Genomic DNA, 19,164 nt, shown 5'->3' on the forward strand with positions numbered 1-19,164 from the left:
GAGTTGACGCCTCTTCGCCGAGCTCGGCCTCGGCAGCCAGATCCGGACAGCCCTGCCGGCGTACGACGCGGGACTTCTCGACGACGACGGGCACTGAGCGCCCGTCCCGCGCGTTGGCACCTTGCACACACCGCACCGGGGGACGTCCCCGGTGCGCCTCGGGGGAGTCCGGAAGGGGAGCGATGGACAGGCAACCGGTGATCGATCTCAGGGAGTTCGGGGACGCGTTCCGCACGGACCCGCATCCGTACTACGCGAAGTTGCGCGAGCAGGGTCCCGTGCACCGGGTACGGCTCGGCGGGGCGGACACGGGCCAGCTGACCTGGCTGGTCGTCGGGTACGAGGAGGCGCGGGCCGCCCTCGCCGACCCCCGGCTGGCCAAGGACACCGCCCGGATCGGCTCGCCCATGCTGGACGAGGAGAAGATCGGCAAGTACCTGCTGGTCACCGACCCGCCCCAGCACACCCGGCTGCGCTCCCTGGTCACGCGCGCGTTCACCATGCGCCGGGTGGAGCGGCTGCGCCCCCGGATCCAGCGGATCACCGACGACCTGCTGGACGAGATGCTGCCGCGCGGCAGCGCCGACCTCATCGAGGCGCTCGCCTACCCGCTGCCCCTCACCGTCATCTGCGAACTCCTCGGCGTCCCGGACATGGACCGCGCGGAGTTCCGCCGGATCTCCACCGAAGTCGTCGCACCGACCAGCGCCGACACGGAGTACGACGCGGTCGTCGCCCTCGCCCGGTACCTCCGGGACCTGATCGAGGACAAGCGCTGCGCCGGCCCCACCGACGACCTGCTCAGCGACCTGATCCGCACCACCGCCGAGGACGGCGACCGGCTCTCCTCACGCGAACTGAGCGGCATGGCCTATCTGCTGCTCATCGCCGGCCACGAGACCACCGTCAACCTCATCGGCAACGGCGTCCACGCCCTCCTCACCCACCCCGGCCAACTCGCCGCCCTGCGCGCCGACATGGGCCTCCTGGACGGCGCCGTCGAGGAGATGCTGCGCTACGAGGGCCCGGTGGAGACCGGCACGTACCGGTACGCCGCCGAATCCCTGGAGATCGCCGGCACGGTGATCGAGAAGGGCCAGTCGGTGATGATCGGACTCACCGCCGCCGGCCGCGACGGCGACCGCTTCGCCGGCCCGGACCGGTTCGACATCCGCCGCGACGCCCGCGGCCACCTCGCCTTCGGCCACGGCGTCCACTACTGCCTGGGCGCGCCCCTGGCCCGTCTGGAGGGCCGGATCGCCATCGGCACCCTCCTGGAGCGCGCCCCCGGTCTAGCCCTCGACGGTTCCCCGGGAGAGTGGCTGCCGGGCATGCTGATGCGGGGGATGCGCGGCCTGCCCGTGCGCTGGTGAACCGCGCGTGAGCGGCCCGGGTTCAGCCGTACGACGGCTGGACCCGGTCCTGGATCTCCAGCAGCCGCACCGGGCGGCGCTCGCGCCGGGACACCTCGCAGGCCTCCGCGATCCGTAGCGCCTGCAGGGCTTCCTGGCCGTCGCACGGGTTGGGCCGCTCACCGCGCAGCACCTCGACGAAGGCGCACAGTTCGGCCTCGTAGGCCGGCCCGAACCGCTCCAGGAACCCGGTCCAGGGCCTGGACGCGGCCGGCGGCCCGGTCGGCTCGGTGGACGCGACCGGCGTACGGTCGTCCAGGCCCACCACGACCGTGTCCCGCTCCCCGGCCAGCTCCATCCGGACGTCGTACCCCGCGCCGTTCAGCCGGGTCGCCGTCGCCGTGGCCAGCGTGCCGTCGTCCAGGGTGAGCAGGGCCCCGCCCGTGCTGACGTCCCCGGCCTGGCGGAACATCGGCGGCCCGGCGTCCGAGCCGGCCGCGTACACGTCGGTCACCTCGCGGCCAGTCACCCAGCGCAGCACGTCGAAGTCGTGGATCAGGGTGTCCCGGAACAGCCCGCCGGACAGCGGCAGCCACTCCGGCGGGGGAGGGGACTGGTCCGAGGTCGTCGCCCGCACGGTGTGCAGCCGCCCGAGCCGGCCCGAGCGCACCGCATCCCGGGCGCCCGTGTAGCCCGGGTCGAAGCGCCGCTGGAAACCCATCTGCAGCACCGTGCCCGCCGCCTCGACCTCGGCGAGCGCGTGCAGCGTGCCCGGCAGGTCGAGCGCTATGGGTTTCTCGCAGAAGACCGGCAGGCCGGACCGGGCCGCCCGGCCGATCAGCTCGGCGTGCGCCGCCGTCGCCGTGGTGATCACCACCGCGTCCACGCCCCACCGGAAGATCTCGTCGACCCCCGGCGCCGCCGTCTCGCCAAGCCGTTGCGCCAGCGCCTGTGCCCGCGCCGGGTTGGCGTCGGTCAGGATCAGTGACCCGACCTCGCGACTGCGGCTGAGCGTGTTCGCATGAATGGTGCCGATGCGGCCCGTACCGATGACCCCGATGCGCATGGAAACAAAGTGAGGGCGGACCCCGGGCCCTGTCAATCGCAATGTCCGGACAACCGGACTACACGACTTCCCGTCATCCGGGCACGCGGCTACGCTCGAGCCCGTGCCCAAACCAGTTGTGGACCCGGCCGTGTCGCTCGACCTCCGTGTGGACCGCGGTTCCCCGGTGCCGTTGTACTTCCAGCTCTCCCAGCAGCTCGAGGCCGCGATCGAGCACGGCAGGCTCACGCCCGGCAGCCTGCTGGGCAACGAGATCGAGCTGGCCGCCCGGCTCGGCCTGTCCCGGCCCACGGTCCGCCAGGCCATCCAGTCCCTCGTCGACAAGGGCCTGCTGGTCCGCCGCCGGGGCGTGGGCACCCAGGTCGTGCACAGCCAGGTCAAGCGCCCCCTGGAACTGAGCAGCCTCTACGACGATCTGGAGGCCGCCGGGCAGCGGCCCGAGACCAAGGTCCTGGTCAACACCGTCGTGCCCGCCTCCGCCGAGATCGCCGCAGCGCTCGGCGTGCCCGAGGGCAGCGACGTCCACCACGTGGAGCGGCTGCGCCTCGCGCACGGCGAGCCGATGGCGTACCTGATCAACCACCTGCCGCCCGGCCTGCTCGACCTGGAGACCGGCCGGCTGGAGGCCACCGGCCTGTACCGGCTGATGCGCTCCGCCGGGATCACCCTGCACAGCGCCCGCCAGTCCATCGGCGCCCGGGGCGCCACGGCCGCCGAGGCCGAGCGGCTCTCCGAGGCGGAGGGCGCCCCGCTGCTCACCATGCGGCGCACCACCTTCGACGACACCGGCCGCGCGGTGGAGTTCGGCGACCACACCTACCGTCCGAGCCGCTACGCCTTCGAGTTCCAGCTCCTGGTACGCCCCTGAGCCGCCGGCCCGCGCGCGGGCCCGCGGCGCCGGCCCGCACTCCGGTGAACGCCGGGCCGGGACGGCCGTGATCATCCGCCCCGTGTCACGTCGCAATGTCCGGACAAGGTGACGGGCAGGGGCCTCCCGGCGGTGTCACGGGTGTTCCCCGTGTTCGATACTGGAGTGTTCGGGGCCGCCGAGATGATCGCCGGCCCCTTGCGTACGGACGGACACGGCAAGAAGGGCACGGCCTCGTGGCACGGTTTCGGACCTGGGTAGGCATCGCGCTGGCAGGGGCACTCTCGGTGTCCCTGGCGGGGTGCAGCAGCACCGGCGGCAAACGGGCGGAGGACGCCCGCAAGGCCGCGGCGGCCCAGGGGCGGGCGGCGGTGAACACCCCCCGCTGGACCTTCGCGATGATCACCCACTCGGGAGACGGCGACACCTTCTGGGACATCGTGCAGAGCGGCGCCAAGCAGGCCGCCGTCAAGGACAACATCAACTTCCTGTACTCGCACGACGACGAGGCCCAGCAGCAGGCCCAGCTCGTGGACGCGGCGGTCGACAAGAAGGTCGACGCCATCATCGTCACCCTCGCCAAGCCCGACGCCCTCAAGGCCGCCGTCGCCCGCGCCGAGAAGGCCGGCATCCCGGTCATCACCGTCAACTCCGGGTCCGAGCAGTCCAAGGCCTTCGGCGCCCTCACCCACATCGGCCAGGACGAGACCGTCGCCGGTGAGGCCGTCGGCGAGGAGCTGAACAAGCGCGGGAAGAAGAAGGCCCTGTGCGTCCTGCACGAGCAGGGCAACGTCGGCCACGAGCAGCGCTGCGACGGCGTGGCCAAGACCTTCCACGGCACCGTGCGGAAGCTGTACGTCAACGGCACCAACATGCCCGACACGCAGTCAGCGATCGAGGCCAAGCTCCAGGCGGACGCCTCCGTCGACGCGGTCGTCACCCTCGGCGCCCCCTACGCCGACACCGCCGTGCAGGCGAAGAAGGGAGCGGGCAGCAAGGCGGAGATCGACACCTTCGACCTCAACGCCAAGGTCGCCGCCGAGCTGGCGGACGGCACCCTCGGCTTCGCCGTGGACCAGCAGCCCTACCTCCAGGGCTACCAGGCCGTGGACCTGCTGTGGCTGTACAAGTACAACGGCGACGTCCTCGGCGGCGGCCGGCCCGTGCTCACCGGCCCGCAGATCGTCACCAAGGACCAGGCCGCCGCGCTGGCCGAGTACACCGAGCGGGGCACCCGATGAACGCCACCCTCGAACAGACGGCGGACGACAGACTCCTGCGGAGCTCGCCGCTGCGGAAACTGCTCGCCCGCCCGGAGCTGGGCTCGGTGGTCGGCGCGCTCGCCGTCTTCGTCTTCTTCGCCTTCGCCGCCGACGGCTTCCTGCGCGCCACCAGCCTCAGCACGGTCCTGTACGCCTCCTCGGCCATCGGCATCATGGCCGTCCCCGTGGCGCTGCTCATGATCGGCGGCGAGTTCGACCTGTCGGCCGGCGTCCTGGTGACGTCGTCAGCGCTCGTGTCGTCGATGTTCAGCTACCAGATGACGGCGAACACCTGGGTCGGTGTGGGCGTGTCGCTGCTGGTCACCCTGGCGATCGGCGCCTTCAACGGCTTCATGCTCACCCGCACGAAACTGCCCAGCTTCATCATCACGCTCGGCACCTTCCTGATGCTGACCGGCATGAACCTCGGCTTCACCAAGCTGATCGACGACACGGTCTCCACCAAGAGCATCGCCGACATGGAGGGCTTCCCGAGCGCCCACGCGGTCTTCGCCTCGACCCTCACCGTCGGCGGGGTCGACTTCAAGGTCACCATCCTGTGGTGGCTCGCGCTGGTCGCCCTCGGCTCCTGGATCCTGCTGCGCACCCGCGCCGGCAACTGGATCTTCGCGGCCGGCGGCAACCAGGACGCGGCCCGCGCGGTCGGCGTCCCGGTCGCCCGGACGAAGATCGGCCTCTACATGGGCGTGGCCCTCGGCGCCTGGATCTCCGGCCAGCACCTGCTCTACTCCTTCGACGCCGTCCAGTCCGGCGAGGGCGTCGGCAACGAGCTGATCTACATCATCGCGGCCGTCATCGGCGGCTGCCTGATCACCGGCGGCTACGGCAGCGCCGTCGGCTCGGCGGTCGGCGCGCTCCTGTTCGGCATGACCAGCAAGGGCATCGTCTTCGCCGAGTGGAACCCGGACTGGTTCAAGTTCTTCCTCGGAGCGATGCTGCTCCTCGCGACCCTGCTCAACGCCTGGGTCCGCAAGCGTGCGGAGGCCAACAAGTGACTTCTCTGGTCGAGCTGACCGACGTCAGCAAGCACTACGGCACCGTCCGCGCCCTCGAAGGCGTCTCCCTGGAGGTCCGTCCCGGGGAGATCACCTGCGTCCTCGGCGACAACGGGGCCGGCAAGTCCACCCTGATCAAGATCGTCGCGGGCCTGCACAAGCACGACGGCGGCACCCTGAGTATCGAGGGCGAGGAGACGACCCTCTCCTCCCCCCGCGAGGCCCTCGACCGGGGCATCGCCACGGTCTACCAGGACCTCGCGGTCGTTCCGCTGATGCCGGTCTGGCGCAACTTCTTCCTGGGCTCCGAGCCCCGCAAGGGCGTCGGCCCCTTCAAGCGCCTGGACACCGACCTCATGCGCCGCACCACGCGCGAGGCGCTGCTCCGCATGGGCATCGACCTGCGCGACGTCGACCAGCCCATCGGCACCCTGTCCGGCGGCGAGCGCCAGTGCGTGGCGATCGCCCGCGCCGTCCACTTCGGCGCGAAGGTCCTGATCCTCGACGAGCCGACGGCGGCGCTGGGCGTGAAGCAGTCCGGCGTCGTGCTGAAGTACGTGGCGGCGGCCCGCGACGAGGGCCTGGGCGTCGTACTGATCACCCACAACCCGCACCACGCGTACCTGGTGGGCGACAGGTTCGTCCTGCTGCGGCGGGGCACGATGGTGGGCAATCACACAAGGGACGAAATCACCCTGGACGAGCTGACCCGGCAGATGGCGGGAGGGTCCGACCTGGACGCTCTCCGCCATGAGCTGCAGCGGAGTTGAGGGGGCGCGCCCGGCGCCGGTCCCACGCCCCCTCCGTCCGTCGCCCGGTACGGCACCTGCCCCCACGGTGAGGCAGAATCGAGCAACGATGAGCACCTACCGCGACCTCACCGCCCCCATCGGCTCCCGCCGGGCCCCCGTGCTGCGCACGGTCGGGACAAGGGAACGCCGCTCGCACCTGACCGCGCCCCGCGTGCCCACGGTCGGCATCGACATCGGCGGCACCAAGGTCATGGCGGGCGTGGTGGACGCCGACGGCAACATCCTGGAGAAGCTCCGCGCGGAGACCCCGGACAAGTCCAAGAGCCCCAAGGTCGTCGAGGACACCATCGCCGAGCTGGTGCTGGACCTGTCCGACCGGCACGACGTGCACGCGGTCGGCATCGGCGCCGCCGGCTGGGTCGACGCAGACCGCAACCGCGTCCTGTTCGCGCCCCACCTGTCCTGGCGCAATGAGCCCCTGCGGGACCGCCTCGCCAGCCGCCTGTCCGTACCGGTCCTGGTGGACAACGACGCCAACACCGCCGCCTGGGCGGAGTGGCGCTTCGGTGCCGGACGCGGCGAGGACCACCTGGTCATGATCACCCTCGGCACCGGCATCGGCGGCGCCATCCTGGAGGACGGCCAGGTCAAGCGCGGCAAGTACGGCGTCGCCGGTGAGTTCGGCCACATGCAGGTGGTGCCCGGCGGTCACCGGTGCCCGTGCGGCAACCGCGGCTGCTGGGAGCAGTACAGCTCCGGCAACGCGCTCGTCCGCGAGGCCAAGGAGCTGGCCGCGGCCGACTCCCCGGTGGCCTACGGGATCATCGAGCACGTCAAGGGCGCCATCGACGACATCTCCGGCCCGATGATCACCGAGCTGGCCCGCGACGGCGACGCCATGTGCGTGGAGCTGCTGCAGGACATCGGCCAGTGGCTCGGCGTCGGCATCGCCAACCTCGCGGCGGCCCTCGACCCGTCCTGCTTCGTGATCGGCGGCGGCGTCAGCGCCGCCGACGACCTGCTCATCGGCCCCGCCCGGGACGCCTTCAAGCGCCACCTCACCGGCCGCGGCTACCGCCCCGAGGCCCGCATCACCCGCGCCCAGCTCGGCCCCGAGGCCGGCATGGTGGGCGCCGCCGACCTCGCCCGGCTGGTCGCCCGCCGGTTCCGGCGGGCCAAGCGGCGCCGGGTGGAACGCTACGAGCGCTACGAGCGGTACGCGCAGGCCCGCCGCGACCAGGACACCGCATGACCACATCACTGCCGCACCAGGCCGCGCCGCCGGACGAGCCGCGCCGGGCCGTGGAGGACCCCCGCCACAAGGCGAAACGCAGGGTGCTCACCCTGCTGATCATCGTGCTGCTCATCGGCGTCCCGGCGGGCTACCTGGTGATCTCCGCCAACCAGAGCCGCAGCAGCGGCAAGGACAAGGAGGCGAAGTACTCGGCGACCGGCCTCGCCCCGGGCTTCCCCTCCAAGGTGCAGCGACGCCTCTACCAGGTGGCCGTTCCGCACCCCGCCGACTACATCGCCTACTACGAGACCAACAACTGGAAGACCAGCCGACTGTACATACAGTTCCGCACCAACAACGCCGGACTGGACAGCTTCCTGGGCGCCATGGGCGTACGCCGGGACGAGCTGAAGAAGGACGTCAAGCCGATCAGCGCCCGCGACCGGAAGGTCTCCGGCTGGAACTTCACCGGGCCCGGCCCGTGGTTCGGGCTGACCCATCCGCAGAAGAACCCGGCGCCCACCCAGGACGTGCTCGTGAACATGGCCGACCCGAACTTCCCGATGGTGTACGTCGTCTCCCGCACGGTCCCGTAGCCCGGCCCCGGGCGGCCGCCGGGCCCGTGGCACCGCTGCCGCCCGGCCGCCGGACTCCGTTGTCAGACCCCGCCCGTAGAGTCGAGGACGTCCGGTCGGTCCAGGACCCGGGCGGGAGGTGGCAGAACGTATGAGCGGTGGCACGGCCGCGGTCGCGGAACCCGCGGGAGGGCCCGGCCTGACCGGGAACCCGGTACCGGTGCGCCTCGCGTCCGTCTACCTGCCCGCGCCCCTCCCGCGCGAGAGCCGGATCGCCTTCTGGGACCCCGAGGGCGGCCCGCTGCCCACCGGCGACGGGACCGGAGCCCCCGACGGGACCGGCACACCCGCCGTCGAGGAGCTGACCGTCGTACGACGCCACGGAGCGGGCGCCCGCCGCCGCCAGGTGCCCGCGCTGACCCTGCCGATCGCCGACGCCCTGCCCCTGCTGGTACGGGCCCGGCGCGACCCCGCCGCCCACCCGGCCACCGCCTGCTGGGGCGCCGCCGCCCTGCACGCCCTGCGCCTGGTCGCCCGTGGCCGCCTGCTGCCCGGCCTGACCCCGGCCGGCCACGACGCCTGGCGGGCCGGCCCGCTGGAACCCGACGACATCACCCACCTGCGCGCGGTGGCCGCCGCCCTGCCGCCCGAGGGCCACGCCGTCCCGCTGCCGGAACCCGGCCCGCTGCGGCTGCCCGAGCCTGAGGCGCTGGTCCGCTCCTTCCTGGACGCGGTCGCCGACACCCTGCCCCGCACCCCCGCCGCCGCCCACACCGCCGGCCGCCCCTTCGCCGCCCGGGAACCACAATCCCTGCCGCACGCCCACGACTGGGCCGCGGAGGTCGCCGCCGGCATGGACGCGGGCGTACGGATCTCGCTGCGCCTCGACCTGTCCGCGTACGACGTCTTCGACGCCGGAGCCGCCGAGGGCGCCCGCGCCGCCGGGGCCGCGATCGTCCAGGTCCACAGCCTCGCCGATCCCACCCTGATGACCGACGCGGCCGCCCTGTGGGCAGGCGAGGCGGACGCGGCGTTCGGCCCGCGCGCCCATGTGGACGCCGCCCTCGCCGTCCGGCGCGCGGCCCGGGTGTGGCCGCCTCTGCACCGGCTCACCGAGCAGGACGTCCCCGACGTCCTCGCCCTGTCGGAGGAGGAACTGGGCGACCTGCTCGGCGTGGCCACCGCGCGGCTCGGCGCCGCCGGGGTCGCCGTGCACTGGCCGCGGGACCTCGCCCGCGACCTCAGCGCCGCCGCGGTGGTGCGCCCGGCGCCCGGCTCGGCGACCGACGGCACCGGGTTCTTCGAGAGCGAGGAGCTGCTGCGGTTCAGCTGGCAGCTCGCGCTCGGCGGGGAACCGCTCAGCGAGGCCGAGATGGACGCGCTCGCCGAGGCCCACCGGCCGGTCGTACGGCTCCGGGACCGCTGGGTGCTGGTCGATCCGGCCCTGGTCCGCAAGGCCCGCAAACGCGAACTCGGCCTGCTCGACCCGGTCGACGCGCTGTCCGTGGCCCTCACCGGCACCGCCGAGGTGGACGGCGAGAGCGTCGAGGCCGTCCCCGCCGGCGCGCTGGCAGCCCTGCGCGACCGCCTCACCGCCGGACTGCGCCCGGCCGAACCGCCCCCCGGACTCGACGCCACCCTCCGCGACTACCAGGCGCGCGGTCTGGCCTGGCTCGACCTGATGACCTCCCTCGGCCTCGGCGGCTGCCTCGCCGACGACATGGGCCTCGGCAAGACCGTCACGCTCATCGCCCTGCACCTGAAGCGGGCCCGCCCCGAGCCGACCCTGGTGGTCTGCCCCGCCTCCCTGCTGGGCAACTGGCAGCGCGAGATCACCCGGTTCGCGCCCGGCGTCCCGGTCCGCCGCTTCCACGGCCCCGACCGCACCCTGGACGGGCTGGCCGGCGGCTTCGTCCTCACCACGTACGGCACGATGCGCTCCGCCGCCGAGCGGCTCGCCGAGCAGCCGTGGGGGATGGTCGTGGCCGACGAGGCGCAGCACGTCAAGAACCCGTACTCCGCGACCGCCAAGGCGCTGCGCACCATCCCCGCACCCGCGCGCGTGGCCCTCACCGGCACCCCGGTGGAGAACAACCTCTCCGAACTGTGGGCCCTGCTCGACTGGACCACCCCCGGTCTCCTCGGCCCGCTGAAGTCCTTCCGCGCCCGGCACGCGCGCGCGGTGGAGAACGGCGAGGACCAGGAGGCGGTGGAGCGGCTGTCCCGGCTGGTCCGCCCCTTCCTGCTGCGCCGCAAGAAGTCCGACCCCGGCATCGTCCCCGAGCTGCCACCCAAGACCGAGACCGACCACCCGGTGCCGCTCACCCGTGAACAGGCCGCCCTGTACGAGGCGGTGGTGCGCGAGTCCATGCTCGCCATCGAGACCTCGGAGGGCATCGGCCGCCGGGGCCTGGTGCTGAAACTGCTCGGAGCCCTGAAGCAGATCTGCGACCACCCCGCGCTGTACCTGAAGGAGGACGCCCGCGCCGACCGGCTGTCCGCGCGCTCCGGCAAACTCGCCCTGCTGGACGAGCTGCTGGACACCGTGCTGGCCGAGGACGGCTCGGCCCTCGTCTTCACCCAGTACGTCGGCATGGCCCGGCTCATCACCGCCCACCTGTCCGCCCGCGCGGTCCCCGTCGACCTGCTGCACGGCGGTACGCCGGTCCCGGAGCGCGAGCGCATGGTCGACCGCTTCCAGAGCGGCGGCACCCCGGTGCTGGTGCTCTCGCTGAAGGCGGCCGGCACCGGTCTGAACCTCACCCGCGCGGGCCATGTCGTCCACTTCGACCGCTGGTGGAACCCGGCCGTCGAGGAGCAGGCCACCGACCGCGCCTACCGCATCGGCCAGACCCAGCCCGTCCAGGTCCACTGCCTGGTCACCGAGGGCACGGTCGAGGACCGCATCGCCGAGATGCTCGCCTCCAAACGAGCCCTGGCCGACGCCATCCTCGGCTCCGGCGAGTCCGCCCTGACGGAACTGACGGACCGTGAACTGTCCGACCTGGTCTCACTGCGGAGGACCTCATGACGACCGGGGAGCATCGCCCCGGCGACGCGGCCCGTGAGGCCCTGCGTGCGGCACGCCGCCGCACCGACGCCGCGCGGATCGAGACGGCCCCCGATCCGGAGAGCCCACCGCCCACCACCGCGCCGGCGCCCGGCACCGAGCCCGGTGCGGGGCCGGCCCCCGCGGCTGAGCCCCGCCCCGCCGACATCGCCAGGGCCGCCCTGCGTCCCACCGACGCGGGCCCTCGCACAGACACGGCCCCGACCGCCGACGCGAACCCTGCCGCCGATGGGGCCCCGTCCGCCGACGCGGCCCCTGCCACGGACGCGGTTCCGTCCGCCGACGTGGCCCGTGAGGCCATGCGTGCGGCACGCCGCCGCACCGACGCCGCGCGGATCGAGACGGCCCCCGATCCGGAGAGCCCACCGCCCACCACCGCGCCGGCGCCCGGCACCGAGCCCGGTGCGGGGCCGGCCCCCGCGGCTGAGCCCCGCCCCGCCGACATCGCGAGGGCCGCCCTGCGTCCCACCGACGCGGGCCCTCGCACAGATGCGCTACCCACCGCCGACGCGGACCCTTCCACCGACGCGGCCCCTCCCTCCACCGCGCCCCCGTCCTCGGGAGGGCGCCCCGGCGATGTCGCTCGGGAGGCGCTGCGTGCGGCTCGGCGGGAGGCGTCGCGGGCCCGGGCGGCGGAAGAGGGGGCACGGCGCGGAAGCCGCGCATCCGCGCGCCGGTCCTCCGAGCCGTCCCGGTCGCCCGCCGGCTCCGCGCAGCCCGGTGAGGGGCCCGCGCGCGCCCAAGCCGTCCAGGACATGCGGCAGTTCCTGAACAGCGCCTTCCGGATGCCCTCGTGGACCGACGACCCGGACGGCCCGGACGGCCCCGACAGGTTGGAGACCCCGGACCCGTCCGAGACGCCGGAAACCCCGCACGAGCCGTACGACATCGGCAGCCCCGCCCGCCCGGACGATCACGCGGCCGCGCCTCCGCAGGTGCCCGGCACCATGGCCACGCCGCACCGGGACTCCGAACTCCGCCGGACCTTCCCGGCGTTCCCGCCCCGGACGGCTCCGGCGGAGGACACCGCGTTCGCCGGGACCTGGTGGGGCAACGCCTGGGTCGACGCGCTGGAGCGGGGCGCGCTGGACGTCAAGCGGCTCGTCCGGGGCCGGGGTTACGCGGACGGGGGCAACGTGGACGCGATCACGGTGACCCCGGGCCTGGTGCTGGCGTACGTCCGGGGGAGCCGCCCGCGTCCGTACCGGGTGCAGGTACGCCTGCGCACGCTGGAGGACGGTGACTGGGAGCGGTTCCTGGACGCGGCCGCGGACCGGCCGGGCCATATCGCGGCACTGCTCGACAAGGAGCTGCCCGAGTCGCTCGCCGACTGCGGTGTGCCCCTGCTGCCCGGCCCCGGCGATCTCGCCCCGCGCTGCAGCTGCCCCGACTCCGGGCACCCCTGCAAGCACGCGGCCGCCCTCTGCTACCAGATGGCACGCCTGCTCGACGCCGACCCCTTCGTGCTGCTCCTGCTGCGCGGCCGAGGCGAACGCGAGCTGCTGGACGCGCTGTCCCGCCGCAGCGCCGCCCGGGCGGCCCGCGCTGCCCAGGAAGGGGCACCGCGGTCCCTGCCCGGCGTCCGCGCCGCCGACGCCCTCGCCCCGCGCCGACTGCCGGCGCCGCCGCAGCCGTTGCCCGTGCCGCCGCACCCAGAACAGCCGCCGGTGTACCCGGCGGCACCCGGCGGCCCGGACCCCTTCGCGCTGGACCAGCTCGCCACCGACGCCGCCGCCCGCGCGCACGCCCTGCTCACCACCGGACGCGACCCCGTCGGTGAGCTCACGCTCTGGCAGGACGCCGTACGGCTCGCCGCGGCCCGTCCGGGCTCCGGCCTCACCGCCGCCACCCGCGCCCTGTACGCCACGCTCGCCGCGGCCGTCGGACGCACCCCGGCCGACCTGGCCCGCGCGGTCGCCGCCTGGCGGCAGGGCGGCCCGGAGGGGCTGGCCGTCCTGGAGGAGCCGTGGGACCCGCCGGCCGGCCGCTTCGACCGGGCCCGCCCGCTGCTGCTCGCCGCCGACCTCCCGGCGTTCCGCCCCTGGCGCAACCACCTCACCCACCCACGCGGCCATGTCCAGCTCCGCCTGGGCCGCGACGGCCTGTGGTACGCCTACGAGTCGGAGCCGGGCCAGGACGACTGGTGGCCCCGGGGCACCCCCGACCTGGACCCGGTGGGAGCCCTGACCGGCCTGGGCACCCCGGACGACCTGTAGGCCGCCCTCCCGGAACCTACGGACGCGGCCTGCGAGGTCAGGAGCCGCCGCGCTCAGGACGTCGTGAACGGCAGCACCAGCCGGGACGGGTGGGCGGCGTCCCGGTAGGTCTCGTGGGTGACGGGGCGGCCCACCGGCAGGTGGAACGCGTCCGGGGGCAGCAGGGCGTTGTGCTCGTCGGCCAGGGGCTCGTCGTTGGAGAGCTCCACGACCAGCCGGTGGCCCGGCAGGAACGTCGCCGCGAACGGGTAGACGCGCAGCAGGTCCTCCTCGATCCGCCCCGGTTCGACCGGCACCGCGCGGGTGTGCGGGTGGTACGGGTCGCCCTCGATGGTGCGCTCCGCGTCGAGTTCGCGGTGCGAGGCCTTGAGGTAGGCGGTGGTGATGAGCTGCCTCCGGCCGCCCGGCGCCTCGTCCCACATCCGCAGGATGAAGTTCGTGTCGGGCTGGTCGATCTCCGCGAAGAGGCGCGCCGCGCCCTGGCCGATCATCTCGGTGGGCTCGGTGAACGGTGCGGTGGACCAGCTCAGGATCTCCACCGGCGCCCGGAGTCACCGAGAGCAGCGCCCGGTGGACCGAGACGACTCCCAGCTCCTCGGCCGGCACCGCGCCCAGGACGGTGTTCACGGTGTTGCTCTTGACGCTCATGCCTGCCTCACGTGTCCGGGACGGGGGGCACAGCACCTGGTGGCTCTAGCACGGAATCCATTCGCTTTACACATCGTCAATGAAACGGGCGCGACGAAAAAACAATGAACTACGCGCATTGTGCGGAGTCGTTTTGTGTGCTCGGCATACAGTCGCGGCGTTAGGATCCGGACATGGCGAACCTTCGTGCGGCGCAGAAGCGGATGACGCGCCGGCTGCTGTTGGAATCCGGACTCGAGCTGTTCAAGACGAAGGGGTACGCCGCCACCACGGTCGACGACATCGCGACCGCCGCGGGCACCACGCGGGTCACCTTCTACGCGTACTTCGCCTCCCGCAGCGAAATGATGAAGGCGCTCATCGACGAGCAGCTCAACGAGGCGCTCCAGCGCGAGCGTTCACCCGAACACGGCTCGACGGCCCGGGACCTCGTGGCCACGGTCACGGAGGGGACGCCGGAGGCGATCATGGCGTGGCTGCGGCGCACCGCCGACAGCTGGCCCGCGATCCGGCCGATCATCCGCATCGGCCGCGACGCCGCCGTGGTCGATCCGGAACTCACCGACCTGGTCGAGCGGTGGCTCGAGGAGGCCATCAGCGACATCGAGGACGGGCTGGCGGCGGCCGGGCGCCTTCAGCCGCACCAGCGTCACTTCCGGGGCGTGCTGGCGATGGCCCAGCTCGACTTCGTCGCCCAGCACTGGGACCGGACCGACTGGAAGCTCACCCGGGAACAGATGATCGAGGAGCTCGGCGCGAGCTGGGTGCGGCTGCTGACCTGAGCCCGCGCGGCCCCGGTGCGGGGCACGCGGCCGGCGTCAGAGGCTCGTAGCGACGTCGAACAGCACCGCCCGGCCACGTCGACGCCGTTGTCGGTGCACGTGGCCTGCGTCGGCACGTGAACGTGCGCAGCCGCAGCGTGGTGTGCGGAGCGCGCTCGGCGACCAGCCGGGCCAGCCGGGGGCCGACCACGAACGCCGTGCTGGTCGGCTCCCACCACGCCGTAGCGCGGGCGGCCGCGTCGAGGGGGCGTAGGCCCTGGCCTTGGGCGGGCGCGGGCGGCGCACGCCGGCTCGTCACCAACTCGTCGGCAGTTGCCCGGTCTCGTCACTCGGCCGTCAGCAGTTGCTCGGTCCAGATGGTCTTGCCGCCGGGGTGGTAGCGGCTGCCCCAGCGGTGGGTCAGCTGGGCGACCAGGAACAGGCCCCGCCCGCCCTCGTCGGACAGCCGGGCCCGGCGCAGGTACGGCTGCGACTGACTGGGGTCGCTGACCTCGCAGATCAGGCGGTCGTGCCTGGTCAGCCGCAGCCCGACCGGACCGCCCGCGTAGCGGACGGCGTTGGTGACCAGCTCGCTGACGATCATCTCGGTGGCGAAGGCCAGTTCGTCCAGGCGCCAGTGGGCCAGTTGCCCGGCGGCCGGTCACTTCTTCGGATCGTGACCCCAGTTCATGAGTGACCAGCGCCATCTGGTGTCGGTGATGTCGCCACCGGGGCGCTGTTCGACGTGGCGTCTGACGTAGCCGACCACCTTGCGCATGTGGGCGATGTCGTCCTCGTCGAGATCCGCCTTCTTCGTGCGCAGCAGGGTGACGATGCGGCGTCCGGACTCGTGTCCGACGCTCTCGCCGCCGTCACTCTGCCCCACGCTCTTCGACTCGTCGGTCTCCAGCCACTTCTCGAGTTCGCCGGCCGTCATGTTGACGGCGTCGCCGAACGCGTGCCGGACGTCGTCGTCCTCGCTGTCCGTGTGCTGTGCGGACATCAATGGTGGTCACCTCTTACGTCACCTGGTCGCCCTACCTGCCCAGGTTCGTCCAGGTCACCGGAGCGCGCATCCTCAGACCCCGGCGCCCTCCACCCCGTTCGCCTCGCGCGCACCGGGCACGGGAGCGGCGCCGTCACGGGGCAGGACACCGGGCCACCAGGCCCGCGGGCCGATGTCGAGCACCAGGGCCGGGACCAGCAGTGAGCGGACCACCAGGGTGTCCAGCAGGACGCCGAAGGCCACGATGAAGGCGATCTGCACCAGGAAGGCCAGCGGGATCACCGTCAGGGCGGCGAACGTCGCGGCCAGCACCACCCCGGCCGAGGTGATGACCCCTCCGGTCGTGGTCAGACCGCGCAGCACACCCTGCCGGTTGCCGTGGACGAGCGCCTCCTCCCGCACCCGGGACATCAGGAAGATGTTGTAGTCGACGCCCAGCGCCACCAGGAACACGAACCCGTACAGGGGCACCGACGCCTCCGCGCCGCCGAAGCCGAACACGTGCTTGAACACGAGCGAGGAAACGCCCAGGGTGGCCAGGAAGTTGAGTGCCACCGTCGCCACCAGCAGCACCGGCACGAGCAGGGAGCGCAGCAGCAGGACTAGGATCAGCAGGATGATCCCCAGCACGACGGGCACGATGACGGTGCGGTCGCGGGCGGAGGTCCGCTGGGTGTCGTACTGCTGGGCCGTGTAGCCGCCGACCAGCGCGTCGGCTCCGGGCACCGCGTGCACCCGGGCGCGCAGCCGCTCGATCGTCCGCTTGGCGGCGTCGCTGTCCGCCGCGGCCTCCAGGGTGGCGTCGATGCGGACCCGCCCGTCCACGACCTTCGGCGCCCCGCCGCCGGGCCGCCCGGACGCCGAGACGGCGGCCGCCGACGCCACCCCCTCGGTGTCCTTCGCCGCGGCGGTCACCCGGGCGGCCCGGCCGACGTCGGCGATGATGACGGCCGGGTTGCCGGAACCGCCGGGGAAGTGCTCGCCGAGCGTCTTCTGCGCGGCGACCGACGGGGCGTCGTTCACGAAGATCTCGTCGAGGGGCACGCCCTTCGCGGACAGCGAGGGGGAGAAGGCCGCGAGCACGGCGAGCCCGAGCGCGGTCACCACCCAGACCGCGCGTGGCTGGGCGCCCACCTTGCCGGCGACGCGGTGCCACGCGCCGTGCCCCTCCGCGGAGGCGTCCGACTCCCGCGGCCGGGACGGCCAGTAGGCGGTCCGGCCCAGCAGCGCCAGCACGGCCGGCAGGAACGTGAGTGTGGAGAGCACGGCGCAGACGATGCCGATGGCGCCGACCGGCCCGAGCGCCCGGTTGTTGGTGAGGTCGCCGGCGAGCAGGGCCAGCAGCGCGAGCGCCACGGTGGCGGCACTGGCGGTGATCGCGCCGAACGACCTGCGCACCGCCGCCACCGCGGCCGTGGCACGGTCCTGGCCCGTCGCCAGTTCCTCGCGGAACCGCGCGGCCAGCAGCAGCGCGTAGTCGGTGGCGGCGCCGATCACGAGGATGGAGAGGATGCCCTGCACCTGGCCGTCCACCCGGACCAGGTCGTGGTCGGCCAGCGCGTAGACGACCGCGCACGCCAGCCCGAGCGCGAACACCGCACCGAGGATGATCACGAAGGGCAGCAGGACGCTCCGGTAGACCAGGAGCAGGATCAGCAGCACGGCGCCCAGCGCCACGCCCAGCAGCAGCCCGTCGATGCCCGCGAACGCGTCCCCCAGATCGGCCTGGCTCGCCGCCGGGCCCGCGATCTCCGCCGTCGTACCCGGCACGCTCCGCGCGGCCTCGCGCACGGTGTCCAGCACGTCGGGCAACCGGTCGCCCAGGTCCGGCCGCAGCTGGACGACGGCCTGCAACGCCTTTCCGTCCTCGGAGGGCAGGGCGGGCGACGGCGCGCCGACGATCCCGGTCCGCCCCGCGAGTGAGCCGACGGCCCGGGTGGCGGGCGCCCGCCGGTCGTCCGTGACCCGCTTCCCGTCCGCCGTCCAGACGACGATCGCGGGCAGCGTCTCCTCCTGGTCGAACGCCTCGCGGGCCTTGAGCACCTTGGTCGATTCCGCGCTCTGCGGCAGGAAGGCGGACTGGTCGTTGGTGGCGACCTCGCCCAGTTTCCCGGCGTAGGGCCCGAGCGTTCCGCCCACACCGAGCCAGACGAACAGCAGGAGGAGCGGCACGAGCCACCGCGTCCAGCCGGGTGTCGCTCTCATACGTCTCCTCGAATGTCGGTGCGACCAAGTAAGTCAGTCATCAAGTATCTCAATGATCGAGTAACCATATACTGGGGCGATGTACGGGACCGAACACGCCTCGCCGTCTCTTCCGGGGGACGACCCCACGGGGTTGCAGTCCTTCGCGGTCCTTCTGCGCCGGCTCAACGGCGAGTTCAACCGCATCGCCCACGAGTTCGCCCAGACGCAGGGCCTCCATCTCACCGACGTCCAGGCCCTCGTCGCGATCCTGGACGCCGACCCCGAGGAAGGGCCCATGACGCCCGGGCGGCTGCGCAGGCGGCTCGACCTCACCTCCGGCGCCATGACCGCCTGCCTGGACCGCCTGGAGCGGGCAGGGCACATCCGGCGCGTCCGGGCGGACGACGACCGCCGCGTCGTCCATCTGCACTACGCGGAGGCGGCCAGGAGCGTCGCCCGGGACTTCTTCCAGCCCCTGGCCCGCGGCACCGAGGCCGCGCGGCAGCGCTTCAGCCCCGCGGAGCTGAGCGTGGTCGCCCGCTTCCTGGGCGAGATGAACCGGGAACTCGCCCTCCTGCGCAGCGGCCCCGACCCCCGCCCGGACCGCCGGTGACCCGCGTGGGAGGGCAAGGCGATGCCGCACGTCCTCACACCACTGGGTGCCGCCCAGCTGGAAGCGCCCGGACGCACCGGCCGGTTCTCACCCGATCCGTCCCGAATCCTCACCGCCCCCGTCAAAGGGTCACGGGCGGGATGTGAGACGGTGCAGGGCGTGAGTGAGACGCCGATGAACACCCTGCAATACCGCTTCGACGGGCCGGAAGACGCCCCTGTCCTGATCCTGGGTCCCTCACTGGGAACGACCTGGCACAGGTTGTAGAGACCGTCCAGGGGCGTCTACGCCAGTCCAACGCGGGCATAAAATAGCAGGTCAGGGCCTGCTGGTCCGTGAGAGGCCGCCCAGTTGGTGATGGCTTCGTGATAGGCGGGTGAGACGGCGAGGCCCCGCTGGCGTCCGTCCTGACAGGACTTTGAGTGGAGCCGTGAGACGACGAAGCCGCACCGAAGCGTTCCGCCACGACTTCGCCCGACAGCACGTTGACGCCCGGCTCCTGGGAGAAGCGGATGTCCACCTCGATGGCGTCCAAGTA

At 73.1% G+C, this 19,164-nt stretch carries 15 protein-coding genes and 2 pseudogenes; 12 read left to right on the forward strand and 5 right to left on the reverse strand.

Annotated elements, in window-relative coordinates; translation table 11 throughout:
• Positions 1-182 precede the first annotated feature (182 nt).
• Entirely contained in the window at positions 183-1,373 is a 1,191-nt protein-coding gene (locus tag AB0924_RS14995) for a cytochrome P450 (RefSeq protein WP_358936099.1), read from the forward strand.
• A gap of 22 nt (positions 1,374-1,395) precedes the next feature.
• Here the strand turns inward: AB0924_RS14995 and AB0924_RS15000 are convergent, their stop codons facing one another.
• On the reverse strand, positions 1,396-2,418 hold the full coding sequence (locus AB0924_RS15000) for a Gfo/Idh/MocA family oxidoreductase (RefSeq protein ID WP_366911594.1): 1,023 nt from the start codon (positions 2,416-2,418) through the stop codon (positions 1,396-1,398).
• Positions 2,419-2,548: 130 nt separating this feature from the next.
• Between AB0924_RS15000 and AB0924_RS15005 the strand changes: the two genes are divergently transcribed.
• The 8 genes from AB0924_RS15005 to AB0924_RS15040 all read left to right on the forward strand — a co-directional run bounded on the left by AB0924_RS15005 (position 2,549) and on the right by AB0924_RS15040 (position 13,411).
• Entirely contained in the window at positions 2,549-3,286 is a 738-nt protein-coding gene (locus AB0924_RS15005; RefSeq protein ID WP_359546744.1) for a GntR family transcriptional regulator, read from the forward strand.
• A gap of 236 nt (positions 3,287-3,522) precedes the next feature.
• On the forward strand, positions 3,523-4,527 hold the full coding sequence (locus AB0924_RS15010; RefSeq protein WP_366911595.1) for a sugar ABC transporter substrate-binding protein: 1,005 nt from the start codon (positions 3,523-3,525) through the stop codon (positions 4,525-4,527).
• Positions 4,524-5,564: an ABC transporter permease gene (locus AB0924_RS15015; protein ID WP_358936093.1), complete on the forward strand. Its 1,041-nt coding sequence runs from the start codon at positions 4,524-4,526 to the stop codon at positions 5,562-5,564. Before AB0924_RS15010 ends, AB0924_RS15015 begins: the two co-directional genes overlap by 4 nt.
• Positions 5,531-6,334, forward strand: coding sequence for an ATP-binding cassette domain-containing protein (locus AB0924_RS15020; protein WP_358936254.1), 804 nt, complete (start codon positions 5,531-5,533; stop codon positions 6,332-6,334). Before AB0924_RS15015 ends, AB0924_RS15020 begins: the two co-directional genes overlap by 34 nt.
• 88 nt (positions 6,335-6,422) lie before the next feature.
• Positions 6,423-7,568 (forward strand): ROK family glucokinase, encoded by a 1,146-nt coding sequence (locus tag AB0924_RS15025; protein ID WP_366911596.1) that lies wholly within the window; start codon positions 6,423-6,425, stop codon positions 7,566-7,568.
• Positions 7,565-8,146: a sugar kinase gene (locus AB0924_RS15030; RefSeq protein WP_366911597.1), complete on the forward strand. Its 582-nt coding sequence runs from the start codon at positions 7,565-7,567 to the stop codon at positions 8,144-8,146. The genes AB0924_RS15025 and AB0924_RS15030 overlap by 4 nt, the downstream gene beginning before the upstream one ends.
• Before the next feature lie 130 nt (positions 8,147-8,276).
• The gene (locus AB0924_RS15035; RefSeq protein ID WP_366911598.1) at positions 8,277-11,156 is read left to right on the forward strand and encodes an SNF2-related protein; all 2,880 of its coding nucleotides are present in this window, start codon (positions 8,277-8,279) and stop codon (positions 11,154-11,156) included.
• A complete protein-coding gene (locus tag AB0924_RS15040) occupies positions 11,153-13,411 on the forward strand; it encodes an SWIM zinc finger family protein (RefSeq protein WP_366911599.1) in 2,259 nt (752 codons plus the stop codon). The genes AB0924_RS15035 and AB0924_RS15040 overlap by 4 nt, the downstream gene beginning before the upstream one ends.
• 53 nt (positions 13,412-13,464) lie before the next feature.
• On the opposite strand, the gene AB0924_RS15045 is transcribed toward AB0924_RS15040, so the two are convergent.
• The gene (locus AB0924_RS15045; RefSeq protein ID WP_366911600.1) at positions 13,465-13,950 is read right to left on the reverse strand and encodes a CocE/NonD family hydrolase C-terminal non-catalytic domain-containing protein; all 486 of its coding nucleotides are present in this window, start codon (positions 13,948-13,950) and stop codon (positions 13,465-13,467) included.
• Positions 13,951-14,232: 282 nt separating this feature from the next.
• Here AB0924_RS15045 and AB0924_RS15050 point away from each other — a divergent pair, with 282 nt between their 5' ends.
• Positions 14,233-14,841, forward strand: a complete 609-nt coding sequence (locus AB0924_RS15050; protein WP_366911601.1) for a helix-turn-helix domain-containing protein — start codon at positions 14,233-14,235, stop codon at positions 14,839-14,841.
• Between the two features lie 325 nt (positions 14,842-15,166).
• Here the strand turns inward: AB0924_RS15050 and AB0924_RS15055 are convergent.
• The 3 genes and pseudogenes from AB0924_RS15055 to AB0924_RS15065 form a co-directional block, all read right to left on the reverse strand.
• A pseudogene (locus AB0924_RS15055) lies at positions 15,167-15,469 on the reverse strand (ATP-binding protein); the annotation flags it as partial.
• Positions 15,470-15,481: 12 nt separating this feature from the next.
• Positions 15,482-15,823, reverse strand: coding sequence for a DUF3140 domain-containing protein (locus tag AB0924_RS15060; RefSeq protein WP_358927652.1), 342 nt, complete (start codon positions 15,821-15,823; stop codon positions 15,482-15,484).
• A gap of 75 nt (positions 15,824-15,898) precedes the next feature.
• Positions 15,899-18,031, reverse strand: a complete 2,133-nt coding sequence (locus AB0924_RS15065; RefSeq protein ID WP_366911602.1) for an MMPL family transporter — start codon at positions 18,029-18,031, stop codon at positions 15,899-15,901.
• Between the two features lie 79 nt (positions 18,032-18,110).
• Between AB0924_RS15065 and AB0924_RS15070 the strand changes: the two genes are divergently transcribed.
• Entirely contained in the window at positions 18,111-18,626 is a 516-nt protein-coding gene (locus tag AB0924_RS15070) for a MarR family transcriptional regulator (RefSeq protein WP_358927656.1), read from the forward strand.
• 159 nt (positions 18,627-18,785) lie between these two features.
• Positions 18,786-18,884 (forward strand): annotated as a pseudogene (locus tag AB0924_RS15075) (3-oxoadipate enol-lactone hydrolase); the annotation flags it as partial.
• Positions 18,885-19,164: the final 280 nt, after the last annotated feature.

The sequence above is a fragment of the Streptomyces sp. NPDC047869 genome (assembly GCF_040704065.1).
GTDB lineage: Bacteria > Actinomycetota > Actinomycetes > Streptomycetales > Streptomycetaceae > Streptomyces.

Coding starts and splice junctions, on each gene's coding strand:
- AB0924_RS14995 (WP_358936099.1), top strand. CDS start 183: ATGGACAGGCAACCGGTGATCGATCTCAGGGAGTTCGGGGACGCGTTC.
- AB0924_RS15000 (WP_366911594.1), bottom strand. CDS start 2,418: ATGCGCATCGGGGTCATCGGTACGGGCCGCATCGGCACCATTCATGCG.
- AB0924_RS15015 (WP_358936093.1), top strand. CDS start 4,524: ATGAACGCCACCCTCGAACAGACGGCGGACGACAGACTCCTGCGGAGC.
- AB0924_RS15025 (WP_366911596.1), top strand. CDS start 6,423: ATGAGCACCTACCGCGACCTCACCGCCCCCATCGGCTCCCGCCGGGCC.
- AB0924_RS15030 (WP_366911597.1), top strand. CDS start 7,565: ATGACCACATCACTGCCGCACCAGGCCGCGCCGCCGGACGAGCCGCGC.
- AB0924_RS15035 (WP_366911598.1), top strand. CDS start 8,277: ATGAGCGGTGGCACGGCCGCGGTCGCGGAACCCGCGGGAGGGCCCGGC.
- AB0924_RS15040 (WP_366911599.1), top strand. CDS start 11,153: ATGACGACCGGGGAGCATCGCCCCGGCGACGCGGCCCGTGAGGCCCTG.
- AB0924_RS15050 (WP_366911601.1), top strand. CDS start 14,233: ATGGCGAACCTTCGTGCGGCGCAGAAGCGGATGACGCGCCGGCTGCTG.
- AB0924_RS15060 (WP_358927652.1), bottom strand. CDS start 15,823: ATGTCCGCACAGCACACGGACAGCGAGGACGACGACGTCCGGCACGCG.
- AB0924_RS15065 (WP_366911602.1), bottom strand. CDS start 18,031: ATGAGAGCGACACCCGGCTGGACGCGGTGGCTCGTGCCGCTCCTCCTG.
- AB0924_RS15070 (WP_358927656.1), top strand. CDS start 18,111: ATGTACGGGACCGAACACGCCTCGCCGTCTCTTCCGGGGGACGACCCC.